This is a genomic window from Actinoplanes sp. NPDC051494 (genome assembly GCF_044454705.1).
In the GTDB taxonomy this organism is placed as follows: domain Bacteria; phylum Actinomycetota; class Actinomycetes; order Mycobacteriales; family Micromonosporaceae; genus Actinoplanes.
This window is the reverse complement of sequence record NZ_JBITDZ010000005.1, coordinates 52935-65020: the sequence shown is the minus strand read 5'-3', so window position 1 is coordinate 65020 and position 12086 is coordinate 52935. Positions and strand designations below refer to the sequence as shown.

The following is a 12086-nucleotide window of genomic DNA, read 5'->3' as shown; positions in this document are numbered from 1 at the left end:
TTGTCAGTCGGCGGTGCCGCAGACCACCGAGCTGCTCGCGGAGTCGCTGCCGGAGGAGTTGCTGACCGTCACCTTGACGGTCATCCGCTGGTTCTTGCGGCAGGTGCGGGTGAGGTTGGTGTCGTTGTCGACGACCGCCACCCCGTTGACGGTCCAGCTGATCTGCTGCGGGTCCGGGTGGTACGCGTTCACGTCACATCCGAAGTGGAGCAGCGGCAGGACCTCGCAGTTCAGCCCGAGGATCGTGGGCGGGGTGGTGGCGCCGGCCGCGGTGGTGAGCCGCAGTCCGTACCGGGCCAGCGTCGGGATCAGCGGCTGGTAGTACGACTCCCCGGTCGTGGTGCAGCCGACCACGCCGCCGGACAGCGTGCCCTGGGCCTGCGACCCGGTGAGGAACGGGCCGCCGGAGTCACCGTGGCCGCGGCAGACGGTCGTCCGGGTCAGGCCGGTGACCGTCTGCCCGCCGGCGTAGGTCACCGTGACGTTCTTCGCCTGGATCGTCCCGCACGTCCAGCCCGAGGTGAACCCGGACGCGCACACCGCCGACCCGATCGGTGCCTCGTTCCAGCCGGTGACCGCGAGCGTGCCACCGTCGTACAGGTCGACCGACGGCTGGGAGGTCCAGTCGCCGGTGGCCTGCACCCAGGCGAAGTCGTTTCCCGGGAAGGCCGAGGCCGAGAAACTGCCGCTCGGGTCGGACGTGACCGTGCCGGTGGTGCCGCAGTGGCCGGCGGTCACGAAACCCGGCGTGCCGGGTGCGCTGATCGGGGAGACCGAGAAGCCGACCGAGCACGCGGCGGACGCGGTGTCGAACCGGTCGCCGCCCCGGATGCCGGCCAGCGGTGTCGCCCGGTCGCCGGTGGTCTCGACGCGGGCCAGCGACGGGTCGGCCAGCCGGGCGGCCACGAACCGGGCCGCGGCCGGCGCGCCACCGGGTTCGGTGCGCACGACGACCTGGTCGGTGGGGACGTCGACGTACCAGGAGGTGACCGCCGCGGGTGGGGTACCCGTGTCGAGGGCCTTCTTCGCGGTGTCCAGGGCGGCGGCGCTGTGCCGGACCACCCGGGCCTGTCCGCCGTGCTCCCGGACCAGGGCGGCCCGGGCGGGATCGGTGACGGCGACGATCAGCGGGCCGCCGTCACCGGGGAGCCAGGCCCCGGCGAAGTCCGGCCCGAGCGCGGCGCGCAGGTCGTGCTCGGTGCGCCCGGCGGCCAGGTCCGAACCGGCCCGGTCCGGTCGAGGGGCGGCGGTCGCTGCCGGGGCGGTGGTCATCACGGTTGCGAGGACGGTGAGCGCCACTGTGGTGGCTCTGAGGATATGCATGGCCAGACAGTGCGCCGGGGACGTTGCGGGTTTGCTCGGAGAACGTGGAATCCGCAGCCCAGATACACAATGGCCGGATGCCGACAGAGCCCTCCCGGGCCAGGATCCGGCGGGGCAGCCTCGGGGGGTGACGATCGAGGTGCGCCTGTTCGGCGACGTGGAGGTCCGGTCCGGCGGCACCCCGCTCGACGTGGGGCACGCCCGGCAGCGCACGGTGCTGGCCGCGCTGCTCGTCGACGCGAACCGGGCGGTGCCGGCCGGCGGACTCATCGAGCGGGTCTGGTCGGACCGCCCGCCGCAACGGGCCCGGCCCACCCTGTCGAGCTACCTGTCCCGGTTGCGGGCCACCCTGACCGGCACCGGGCTGGCGCTGCGCCGCACGGGCGCCGGCTACCTGCTCGACGTGGAACCCGAACTGGTCGACCTGCACCGGTTCCGGGCCCTGGCCGCGGCGGGCCGGCACGACGAGGCACTGCGACTGTGGCGGGGCGAACCGTTCGGCCCGCTGGACACCCCGTGGCTGGCCGGCGTCCGCGCGGGCCTCGAGGCGGAACGTCTCGCCGTCGAGCTGGACCGCAACGATCTCGCGCTCGCCGAGGGCCGCCACGCCGTCCTGCTGCGCGAGCTTCCGGACCGGGTGGCCGCCCACCCGTACGACGAACGGCTCGCCGGGCAGCTCATGCTCGCGTGGCACCGCTCCGGCCGGCAGGCCGACGCGCTGCGGGTGTTCGAACGGATGCGCCGCCGGCTCGCCGAGGAGCTCGGCACCGACCCCGGGCCCGCGCTGCGCCGGATGCACCGGCACATCCTCACCGCGGAACCGCAGTTCACCGCCCCGGTGCCCCGCCAGCTGCCGCACCCGCCGCGGGCGTTCAGCGGTCGCACCCGCGAACTGGCCCGTCTGGACGAGCTCACCGGCGGCGCCGCGGCGGTGGTCACGGTCTCCGGCACCGCGGGCGTCGGCAAGACCACCCTCGCCGTGCACTGGGCGCACCGCGCGGCCGCCCGCTTCCCCGGCGGCCAGCTGTACGCCGACCTGCGCGGTTTCGACCCGCACGGCCCGGCGGCCGACCCGGCGCTGGTGGTCCGCGGCCTGCTCGGCGGCCTCGGCGTACCGGCGACCCGGCTCCCGGACGGCACCGACGCCCAGGTCGCGCTGTACCGCAGCGTGCTGGCCGGCCGGCAAGTGCTGATCCTGCTCGACAACGCCCGCGACGCCGATCAGGTCCGTCCGCTGCTACCGGGCGCGCCGGGCTGCTGTGTGGTGGTGACCAGCCGGCTGCGCCTCACCGGTCTCGCCGCCCTCGACGGGGCCCACGACCTGCCACTGGATCTGCCGTCGGAGCCGGAGGCGTACGCGCTGCTGGCGGCCCGGATCGGCGGCGCCCGGCTCGCGGCGGAGCCCGGCGCGGCGTACGAGACCATCGCCCGCTGCGCCCGGCTGCCGCTCGCCCTGGCCGTCACCGCCGCCCGGGCCGCCGCCCGCCCGGGCCACCCGCTGGCCACGGTGGCCGCCGAACTGCGCGCGACACCGGCGCTCGACGTGCTCGCGGGCACCGATCCGGCCGCCGACCCGCGCGCCGTCTTCTCGTGGTCCTACCGCGCGCTGCGCCCGGCCGCGGCCCGGATGTTCCGGGTCCTCGGCGCGCTCCCCGGGCCGGACACCGGCGGGCCGGCGGTGGCGAGCGCGGCCGGCGTCGCGATGCCCCGCGCCCGGCGGCTGCTGGCCGAACTCGTCGAGGCCCACCTGGTCACCGAGCCCACGCCCGGCCGTTACACCGCCCACGACCTGCTGCGCGAATACGCCGCGGAACTCAGCCGGACCCACGACCGCGCCGGCGAGGTGGGCTGCGCCGGCGAGGTGGGCTGCGGCGGTGAGGTGGGCTGCGGCCACGAGGGCGAGGCGGGTGGCCGGGCTGTCGTGCACCGGCTGCTCGACCATCTCCTGCACAGCACGCAGGCCGCCACCATCGCGCTGCACGGCCCGGCCGAGCGTCTCGACCTGCCGGCGCCCCGGCCGGGGGTCACCCCGGAGGCGTTCGCCGGGGAACGCGATGCCACGGCGTGGTTCACCGCCGAGCTCCCGGTGCTGCTCGCCGCCGGTGATCATGCCGTGCGGCACGGCTTCGACACGTATGCGTGGCAGCTCGGCGCGACGCTCGCGTGCTTCCTCGAGATGCAGGGCCGGCTGGCCGACTGGGTGGTGGTCCAGCGCGGTGCCCTGGCCGCGGCCGCCGGACCCGGCGGACCGGCCCAGGCGGGGTACGGACCGGCCCACGCGGGGTACGGACCGGCCCACGCGGGGTACGGACTGGGCCGCGCCCTGGCCGCCCTCGGCCGCTACGAGGAGTCCCGCGAGCACCTGAGCCGGGCCGCCACCGCGTACGCGACGCTCGGTGACCGGGCCGGTCAGGCCCGCACCGATCGCCAGCTGGGCCTGGTGTGCAGCCGGATGGACCGCGATCGTGACGCGGTCCCGTACACCCGGCGGGCCCTGCGGGGTTACCGCGTGATCGGTGACCGGCACGGCGAGGCGATCACGCTGAACAACCTGGGCTGGTCCCTGGCCCGGCTCGGGGAGCACGAGCGGGCGCTCGACGCGTGCGGGCAGGCGCTGTGGCTGGCCCGGGAGCTGGACGACCGCTGCAGCCAGGCCACCGCGTGGCACAGCCTCGGGTACATCAGTCACCGGCTGGACCGTCTGCGCCAGGCCGCGCAGTGTTACCGCAACGCCCTGGAGCTGTATCGCAGGCTGGGCGACCGCAGCTATTACGAGGCGCAGGTGCTGTCTGACCTGGGTGATGTGCTGGCCGCGGGTCCGGCCTCGGGTGACGCGCGCGCGTCGTGGCTCGACGCGCTGGAGATCTTCGAGCGCCTCGAGCACCCCGACGCGGCCGGGGTGCTCGAGAGGCTCGGCGGGATCAGCCGGCGCTGAGCTCGGTGCGCAGCTTGGCCAGGGCCCGGGTGATCAGCCGGGAGACGTGCATCTGGGAGACACCGATCCGCTCGGCGATCTCGGACTGGGTGAGGTTGCCGAAGAAGCGCAGCGACAGGATGGTGCGCTCGCGTTCGGCCAGGGTGGCCATCGCCGGGCCCAGGGCGATGTGCAGCTCGGCGAGCTCCATGTCGTGGTCGGTCTCGCCGAGCGTGTCGCCGAGGGTGGTGGTGCCGTCCTCGGACAGCGGGGTGGACAGGCTGCGGGCGCTGTAGGCGCGGGCACCCTCGAGGCCCTCGAGCACCTCGTCCTCGGTGGTGTGCAGGTGCGCCGCGATGTCGGCGACCGTGGGGGAGCGGCCCAGCGACTGGGTCAGCGTGTTGTTCGCGTCGGTGATCGCGATCCGCAGCTCCTGCATGCGGCGGGGGACGCGGACCGACCAGGTGCGGTCGCGGAAGTGGCGGCGGATCTCACCGAGGATGGTGGGGATCGCGAAGCCGGCGAACTCGATGCCGCGGGTGGTGTCGAACCGGTCGATGGCCTTGAGCAGACCCACCGACGCGGTCTGCAGCAGGTCGTCGTCGGGCTCGCCGCGACCGGTGTAGCGGTGGGCCAGGTGCCGGGCAAGGGGGAGCCAGGCCCGGACCGCCTTGTCACGCAGTGCGTCCCGTTCCGGGCCGGCCGGCAGGTCGGCCAGCTCACGGAGCAGGTCGGAAGCGCTGTCGGGCACCCGGGTGATGGTCTTCGTCATGTCGCATCCTCTCAGCGGAGCGGACGAGAACTACCCGTCTTCCACGACAGTAAACGACGCAGCAACCGACGCAACCTTTTCGGGCTGTGATGCTCCTGATGCCAACTTCGTCCAGGGGGTTCCCCTGAGCCCCCTGATAACCGCATAGTGATCGAGGGGGCACTATGAGTGAACATGACTTGCCATCGCGGGTGCTGACCGAGATCGGCAGCCCGGTCAAGGAGAACCGCCTGACCGGTGTGGACGAGCTCGCCCGGATCGCCGCCGGCGACACGATCACCGTGGCGGCCGCCGCGCGGGACGCGCTCATGCGTCTCGCGGAGGACGACAGCCGCAGCGTGTCGGCCGCCGCCGTCGCCGCGCTCGAACGCACGGCGGTGCGGGTGCGGCCCGACCGCGTCGACTTCGGGCAGGTCCCGGCCGGCACCCCGCAGCTGCTCGCGGACGTGTTCGTCGGCGGGCCACCGCTCGCCGTGGCCACCACCACGGTCACCGTCTCCGGCCCCGGGCTGCGGGCGATGATGGTCGGCCGCCGGCTGCGGATCCTCTGGCTGCCCGAGTCGGACTGGCTCGACGGGTCGGTCACCGTGCACGGCCCCGCGGGCTGGGCCGACGTCCGGGTCACCGGCCAGGTCGCCGCCGCCGAACCGGTGCCGCGGGCCGAGGTGGAGAACCAGCTCCGCACCGGGATGCCGGGGACCCGGCTGACCGTTCTGCCGCCCGAGGCGGCCCCGGCCCCGGCGCACCGGCGCCGTCGCGGGGCCCGGGGGACCGTACTCATAGCCGGATTTGCCGCCTTTGTTCTTCTGGGTGGGGCCGGCGTCGCGATGGCGATGACCCGCGCCGGCGACTCGACGGCCGCGGCGCCGCCACCGGCGGAACACCAGCACTCCACCTCGGCCGAAGGCCTGGCCGAAGCCCCGGCCGGTGCCCCGTTGACGGTCGCCCCCGGCCCGCTGCCGACCCTGATCGACCGGGTGCCGCTGGCCCGGGGGATCAAGAGCGTCGGCCGTCCGGTCGTGGTCGCCACCATCCGCGTCGGGGCCGAACCGGAAGGCGTCGCGGTCTCCCCGGACCACCGGACCGTCTACGTCGCCAACCAGAACTCCCACGTGCTGTCCGTGATCGACGCCCGGACCCGCAAGGTGACGCCGGTGAAGCTGCGGTCCACCCCGCGGTTCGTCGCCGTCTCCGGCGACGGCGACAAGGTCTTCGCCAGCATGTACGAGGACGACAGGACCGGCAGCGGCCTCGCCGTGATCGACGCGAGAACCCGCCGGGTCGAACGGTACGTGACCACGGGCGTCCAGCCGTACGCCCTCGCGGTCGGCCCGGACAACCGGGTCTGGGTGCCGATCCACAGCCAGCGCATGGTCGAGCTGTACGCGGTGAGCGACCAGCGCCCCGACGGCCGGATCCTGGTGCCGCCCAACCCGCACGCGGTCGCGTTCTCCACCGAGTTCTCCCGCGCGTTCACCCCCAACCACGAGTCGAACGCGGTCGCGGTCATCGACATGCGCGACGGCTCGATCGTCGGATCCGTGCCGGTCAGCACGTCACCGCACCACCTCGCGGTCTCCCCGGACGGCAAGGTGGTGCTGGTCGCCGGCTACGACGCCGGCACCGCCGACCTGATCGACGCGCGCACGCTGCGCCGCTCCGGGCCGTTCAAGGTGGGTGCGAAACCGCAGAGTGTGGCCTTCGCCACCGACGGCGCGCACGCCTACGTCGTCAACGAGGGCGACGGCACGGTCTCCGTCGTCGACGGCCACACCGGGGAGATCACCGCGACGGTACGGGTCGGGGGCAGCCCCCGCTCGGTCGCGGTGTCACCCGACGGCAGCTTCGCGTACGTCACCAACGGCGCCGACGACACCGTTTCCGTACTGCGGGTGGGGGAGTGATCCGATGACGTACGGGAGCCTGGTAGCACTGTCGATCGCCGTCTCCGGCTGCCTGCTGTACGCGACCGCCTCGATCCTGCAGGCGCTCGCGGCCCGCCGCAGCACCAGCACGGTCACGATGCTCCGGCACCCGCTGTACCTCGGTGGCGTCGCCGCCGACATCCTGGCCTGGGGCGGCTCGATGGTCGCGCTCAGCGTCCTGGCCGTCTACGTCGTCGAGTCGATCCTCGCCAGCTCCCTGGCCCTCACCGTGCTCGGCGCCCGGCTCTTCCTGCGCGCCCACCTGCGGCGCGTCGACGTCGCGGCGGTTGCGGTCACCATCACCGCGCTCGCGGTGCTCGCCATGTCGGCCGGCCCGCAGCACGCCGTCCTGGTCTCCGACGTGCTGCGCGTCGGCTTCTGCACCGCGGCGGTCACCCTCGCCCTGACCGGCTGGACCGTGGTGCGCGCCGGCGCCCCCGCGGGTGTCGTCGCGGCGGTCGCGGGTCTCGGCATGGGTGGCGCCGCGGTCACCGGGCGGGCACTGCCCGTCCCCGGCGCGACGCTCCTGGACAAGGCCCTCGCCCTGGTCACCGAGCCGATGGCCGGCGCGCTGCTGGTGTTCGCCGTGACCGGCATGCTGCTGTACGCCCAGGCGCTGCAACGCGGCCAGGTCGGCCCGGTCACGGCGGTGCTGTGGATCGCCGAGGTGGTCGCCCCGTCCGCGGTCGCGATCCTGCTGCTCGGCGACCGGGTCCGCCCCGGCTGGGAACTCGCCGCGGGCACGGCGGCCCTGGTCACGGTCGCGGCGGCGGTGCTGCTGTCGGCGGCACCGGCGACCGGGGCCACCGACGCGACCGTCGAGCAGCTGCCCGCCGCGCGCCCGGCCCGCGTACACATCCTGGCGACGTCGGTCCCGGGCGCCTGGCCGGGCCAGTCCGCGGGCGCCGACGCCGTGCGCCGGGCCGCGGCCCGGGTCATCTGGTGGGGCGCCCCGCCGGTCTGGAAACCCCCGGCCCGCGCCCTGGGCGCCGCCCCGGCCGCTTCGCCTTCGCCGGCCGTGCTGGACGCTTCGCCTTTGCCCGCCGTGCTGGACGCTTCGCCGGCGCAGGCCGTGCTGGACGCTTCGCCGGCGCAGGCCGCGCTGACCTGGAGTCCGCCGTTGGTGCTGCCGGACTGGGCGTCCCCGCAGCCCGCGGACGCCGACTCACTTCCCGCACCGGCCCCGGTCCCGGCGGCCCGGTGGACGGCCCCGGCGGCCGCCCACCCCTGGCACGACCTGAGCTCAGTCGCCGATGGTGATTGAGTCCACCCGGTCCGGATAGAAAGCGACGTGGTCCTTGATCTCGGCCACGGCGTCGAACGGCTGCTCGTACACCCAGATGGCGTCGACCGACCGGTCCCCGCCCGCCGGGATCGAGTAGTAACTGGCGTCACCCTTGAACGGGCAGTACGTCTCGGTCGCCGAACGCTCCAGCAGCGACGTGTCGACGTCGGCCATCGGGATGTACTGGGCACCCGGATACGTCGACTCCTTCAGCGTGAGCGCCCTGGTGGAGTCGGCGACGACCTTTCCCGCCACCGTGACGACGACCCGGCCGGGCGTCGGGGTCACCGTGATCGGGTGGTCGGCGTTCGGGAACAAGCGCGGCTTGTCAGCCATGTGATCCTCTTTCCGTCTGCTGATGCCCCCATTATCCGCCGGGCTATCGTGATCACCGTGTCAGCCGCCATCACCGCCGTCTCGGCCGCCGGTCTCCCGCACACCGTCACCCGGCACGGCCCCGTGTCCAGCGTCGCCGAGGCCGCCGCGGCCCAGGGCGTCGACATCCAGGACCTCGTGAAGAGCCTCGTGGTCCGCCGAGCCCCGGACGACTACCTGTTCGTCCTGGTCCCCGGCGACCGCCAGATAGGGTGGCCCAAACTGCGCACGCTGCTCGGCGTCAACCGCCTGTCGATGCCCGACGCGGCCACGGCCAAGGAGGTCACCGGCTACGAACGGGGCACGATCACCCCGTTCGGCTCGCTGCGCCCCTGGCCGGTCATCGCCGACGAACGCCTGCGGGGCCGCACGATCAACCTCGGCGCGGGCGAACGCGGCGCCGGCCTGCGACTGGCGGCGGACGACGCGGTCACCGCCCTCGGCGGCACCTGGGCGGACGTCACCGACCCGGCGTAGTCTCCCAGGCCTTGACGTCCATCGGCACGACATAATCCGGGAACGCGACCTCGTCACCCTCCGGGACCGGAGCGCCGGCGGAGGTAACCCGCAGCGCGACGGTGTCCCCGTCGCGGGTGGTGACCCGCAGGCCGCAGGGCTTGAGCGCGGTGCCGGCATAGCCGACCGTCTCCCACGCGGCGAAGGGCTCGGCGACCTCCAGCAGATCGGCGACCAGCTTCACCAGGTGCTGGGCCCGATGCCGGTACGACGTGAGCACCCCGGGCAGCGGCTGCGGCTGCGCAACCCCGCTCGCGATCCACAGGTATCCTTCCGCCCCGGACCGGTACCGGATCCCGATCCCGTCCGGGGACAGCGCGTTACCCTGCCCGTACCGGTAGACCTCGGCGATGTCCGGATGCGCACTGATCCGCAGCAACGTCTCGAGCACGTCCAGAACCACACCGTTGCGCATGATCTCCCCCGAATTCCACCCATCAGGAATCCGGGAGCCTAGGGCCCCGCTCACGGCCCGTTCCGCACAACCGGTGCGACGCCGTTCATTCACGCCGCCCGCTGGGCAACCGATGCTGTGGCCACGCTCGGGGGATCCGCGGCACTGGTCAGCAGCGTCGCGGACGCCGACCGGTTGCCGGCGACCGGTGGGGCGGGCATCCTGGCCCTGCTGGCGTCCGCGGTCTTCCGCCGTGACCCGAGGGCCGCGAAGCGCCTGGCTGACGTGCTGGCCGCCCGGCGCCGTGACGGAACGCCCGGTGGCGCGACGCGATAGTTTGGCGGGGTGACTGTGGCGGCGCTGATCTTCGATTTCGACGGCCTGCTGATGGACACCGAGACCACGCTGCTGGACAGCTGGCGCTGGGAATGGCGGCGCCACGGGCTGGAACTCGACGCGGCGACGTTCTTCGCCGACCACGGCGGTGACGCGAACGAACCCCGCTATGCCGAGCTGGCCGCGGCGGTCGGGCGGGGCTATGACCGTACGTCCAGTCACGAGCTCCGGATGGCGTACCGTGCGGAATTGAACGCGGCCCTGCAGCCGGCGCCGGGCATCGTGGCCTGGCTGGACCGGGCGGCCGCGCTGGGATTGCGGCTCGCGGTGGCGAGCAGCTCCCCGGCCCCGCACGTGCGCGCCCTGCTGGCGCAGGCCGGTCTGCTGGACCGGTTCGAGGTCCTGGCGACCGGCGAGGAGGTGGACGCCCACAAACCCGACCCGGCCGTGTATCTGCTGGCCCTGGACCGCCTCGGCCTCCCGGCGACCGGAGCCGTCGCGTTCGAGGACACCCCGCACGGCGTGACGGCGGCGCAGGCGGCCGGCTTACGCTGCGTGGCGGTCCCGAACCCGTACGCCGACCACGCCCGCTTCCCCCACGCGGACCTGCTCCTGCCCACCGCGAAGGCCCTGCCGCTGGACGACGCCCTGGCCGCGCTGCCCGACGAGCTCACCCTCGCCCGCCGCCGCTTCCCCGTCGGCGACCGGGTCCGCGGCCGGGTGAGCGCGGTGCCATGGGGCCCGGGCCGCACCGGCCTGTTCGTGGACCTCGGCGCGGGGCCGGACGGCTTCGTCGACGTGCTGCACCTGCCCGAGGACGACAGTCGCTGGCCGGCGGTCGGGCACGAGGCCGTCTTCGAGATCCTGCAGCACCGGCCGGGACAGGTGCGGCTGCTCCCGCTGGACCCCGCCGTCCCGCCCGCGACCCGCTCCGGCGAGGAATGGGCGGCCATCGCCGGAAAGTAACCGGTAGGCACCACGGTCACCGCCACCGTGTCCGATGTCTACCCCAGCGACCGGACGTACACCGTCCGCTTCGGTGAGTGCTGGTCCCTGGTCGAGTACGACGGCCCGCCCCCGACACCCGGCACCCTCGGCACATACCTGGTCACCAGGCATCTGGAATGGACCCGGCGGATCCTGCTCAAGCCGTTGTCGTGATCAAGACATTCATCATGCTCAGCGCGCTTCCGTCGGCAAGCAGCCGGTAGGTTCGGCTCCATGGGTGTCAGGAAATGGATCAACCTTCGCGTCGAACAGGCCCGTGACAGCTATCTCGGCGCTGCGTCTACGCTATCTGATGGGCTATCGGACAGGGACATGCTCGGCCAGTTGATGCTCGGTGCGGGCTTCCTGTTCTCGCTGGTTTCTGTATCGCTCGCCATCGCGCCGACCAACCTTCCTTTCCTTCGGGTCGACGGCACACCGGTGGCACTGATCAGTGTGGGTCTCCTCGTTGTCGGTGGCATCCTCCGGTCCGATTTCGTGGGCGCCGCCGAGCGCGCCACCCGCCGGGGTGTCGATATCGGTGAGTTCCGCGGAGGTGTGTACGTCGGAGAGGGAATGACCGGCGAGCTGCACGTCAACTACCCGGAGGGGTACAACCCGGCTCAAGATGTCCTGGCCCAGCAGCTTGCGCGATCGGCGGAAGGGCTCCGGAAGCAGGAAGCTATTCTCCGCGAGATCTACACCCTGGGTCTGGTGCAGGCCCGGCTCAGTTTCAATCTCAGTATGTTCTTCGCCGGGGTCGGCGCAGCTCTGCTTTTTGCCGGTGTCGGACTCGCCGTTTTCCGGGCGCCCACCGACGGTGCTGAATATGCGTCGATCGTCGCGGCGCTCTCCGGGGCGGTTGTCACCCTCACCTCCGCGCTGTTCTTCGCGCAGACCAACTCGACCCGGAAGAACATGGTCTCGCAGGCCGTCCATCTGCGCGAGGAAAGCCAGGACGATCGTCGGATCTCCACCGCCAGGGAGTTGGTCGTGGCCGTCACCGAGGAGGCGACGCGGAATGACTTGCATGCCGACATGGCGCGCTCGCTGATCGACAATCTGGTCGGCCGTCCTACTGAGCCGCGTTCAACCGGCGCGGCCTCGGCGTAGGTCAGCCGACGAGCGGTTCGGCGCGTCCGGCAGGGGCAAGTGCCGTCTGGATTAGCGAAAATGTCCGTTCCTGTTACCTTCTGTTGACATAGCGCATGCACTGGCGTCAATGTGGCTGTGTCATATCGTTGCCTGGAGGGACACCG

12 protein-coding genes are annotated in these 12086 nt (G+C 73.1%); 8 read left to right on the top strand and 4 right to left on the bottom strand.

Annotated features, from left to right (window positions below):
- Positions 1–3: 3 nt before the first annotated feature.
- Positions 4–1323: a S1 family peptidase gene (locus tag ACIA6A_RS19395; protein WP_396099081.1), complete on the bottom strand. Its 1320-nt coding sequence runs from the start codon at positions 1321–1323 to the stop codon at positions 4–6.
- Between the two features lie 127 nt (positions 1324–1450).
- On the opposite strand from ACIA6A_RS19395, the gene ACIA6A_RS19390 reads away from it, so the two are divergent.
- A complete protein-coding gene (locus ACIA6A_RS19390; RefSeq protein ID WP_396099080.1) occupies positions 1451–4258 on the top strand; it encodes a BTAD domain-containing putative transcriptional regulator in 2808 nt (935 codons plus the stop codon).
- On the opposite strand, the gene ACIA6A_RS19385 is transcribed toward ACIA6A_RS19390, so the two are convergent.
- Positions 4245–5009 carry a SigB/SigF/SigG family RNA polymerase sigma factor gene (locus ACIA6A_RS19385; RefSeq protein ID WP_396099079.1) on the bottom strand — a complete coding sequence of 255 codons (765 nt, stop codon included), beginning with the start codon at positions 5007–5009 and terminating at the stop codon, positions 4245–4247. The two genes, ACIA6A_RS19390 and ACIA6A_RS19385, sit on opposite strands and share 14 nt — an antisense overlap.
- Before the next feature lie 164 nt (positions 5010–5173).
- Between ACIA6A_RS19385 and ACIA6A_RS19380 the strand changes: the two genes are divergently transcribed.
- Positions 5174–6913 (top strand): cytochrome D1 domain-containing protein, encoded by a 1740-nt coding sequence (locus ACIA6A_RS19380; protein ID WP_396099078.1) that lies wholly within the window; start codon positions 5174–5176, stop codon positions 6911–6913.
- A gap of 4 nt (positions 6914–6917) precedes the next feature.
- Positions 6918–8198, top strand: a complete 1281-nt coding sequence (locus tag ACIA6A_RS19375; RefSeq protein WP_396099077.1) for a hypothetical protein — start codon at positions 6918–6920, stop codon at positions 8196–8198.
- Here ACIA6A_RS19375 and ACIA6A_RS19370 read toward each other — a convergent pair.
- On the bottom strand, positions 8178–8555 hold the full coding sequence (locus tag ACIA6A_RS19370; protein ID WP_396099076.1) for a DUF427 domain-containing protein: 378 nt from the start codon (positions 8553–8555) through the stop codon (positions 8178–8180). The two genes, ACIA6A_RS19375 and ACIA6A_RS19370, sit on opposite strands and share 21 nt — an antisense overlap.
- A gap of 57 nt (positions 8556–8612) precedes the next feature.
- Between ACIA6A_RS19370 and ACIA6A_RS19365 the strand changes: the two genes are divergently transcribed.
- Complete coding sequence (locus tag ACIA6A_RS19365) at positions 8613–9071, top strand: aminoacyl-tRNA deacylase (protein ID WP_396099075.1); 459 nt, start codon at positions 8613–8615, stop codon at positions 9069–9071.
- Here ACIA6A_RS19365 and ACIA6A_RS19360 read toward each other — a convergent pair.
- Complete coding sequence (locus ACIA6A_RS19360; RefSeq protein WP_396099074.1) at positions 9055–9525, bottom strand: hypothetical protein; 471 nt, start codon at positions 9523–9525, stop codon at positions 9055–9057. The two genes, ACIA6A_RS19365 and ACIA6A_RS19360, sit on opposite strands and share 17 nt — an antisense overlap.
- Before the next feature lie 117 nt (positions 9526–9642).
- Here ACIA6A_RS19360 and ACIA6A_RS19355 point away from each other — a divergent pair, with 117 nt between their 5' ends.
- Genes ACIA6A_RS19355 through ACIA6A_RS19340 form a run of 4 tightly spaced genes read left to right on the top strand, consistent with a single transcriptional unit; the run spans position 9643 to position 11940 of the window.
- Positions 9643–9840, top strand: a complete 198-nt coding sequence (locus ACIA6A_RS19355; protein WP_396099073.1) for a hypothetical protein — start codon at positions 9643–9645, stop codon at positions 9838–9840.
- Positions 9841–9849: 9 nt separating this feature from the next.
- The gene (locus ACIA6A_RS19350) at positions 9850–10806 is read left to right on the top strand and encodes an HAD-IA family hydrolase (protein ID WP_396099072.1); all 957 of its coding nucleotides are present in this window, start codon (positions 9850–9852) and stop codon (positions 10804–10806) included.
- Positions 10807–10833: 27 nt separating this feature from the next.
- Positions 10834–11001: a hypothetical protein gene (locus ACIA6A_RS19345; protein WP_396099071.1), complete on the top strand. Its 168-nt coding sequence runs from the start codon at positions 10834–10836 to the stop codon at positions 10999–11001.
- A 60-nt stretch (positions 11002–11061) separates the two neighbouring features.
- The gene (locus ACIA6A_RS19340; protein ID WP_396099070.1) at positions 11062–11940 is read left to right on the top strand and encodes a hypothetical protein; all 879 of its coding nucleotides are present in this window, start codon (positions 11062–11064) and stop codon (positions 11938–11940) included.
- Positions 11941–12086 lie beyond the last annotated feature (146 nt).

Excerpts from the sequence above, each read along its gene's own strand:
- ACIA6A_RS19385 (WP_396099079.1), bottom strand. The coding sequence starts at position 5,009 with ATGACGAAGACCATCACCCGGGTGCCCGACAGCGCTTCCGACCTGCTC.
- ACIA6A_RS19370 (WP_396099076.1), bottom strand. The coding sequence starts at position 8,555 with ATGGCTGACAAGCCGCGCTTGTTCCCGAACGCCGACCACCCGATCACG.
- ACIA6A_RS19360 (WP_396099074.1), bottom strand. The coding sequence starts at position 9,525 with ATGCGCAACGGTGTGGTTCTGGACGTGCTCGAGACGTTGCTGCGGATC.
- ACIA6A_RS19395 (WP_396099081.1), bottom strand. The coding sequence starts at position 1,323 with ATGCATATCCTCAGAGCCACCACAGTGGCGCTCACCGTCCTCGCAACC.
- ACIA6A_RS19375 (WP_396099077.1), top strand. The coding sequence starts at position 6,918 with ATGACGTACGGGAGCCTGGTAGCACTGTCGATCGCCGTCTCCGGCTGC.
- ACIA6A_RS19340 (WP_396099070.1), top strand. The coding sequence starts at position 11,062 with ATGGGTGTCAGGAAATGGATCAACCTTCGCGTCGAACAGGCCCGTGAC.
- ACIA6A_RS19380 (WP_396099078.1), top strand. The coding sequence starts at position 5,174 with ATGAGTGAACATGACTTGCCATCGCGGGTGCTGACCGAGATCGGCAGC.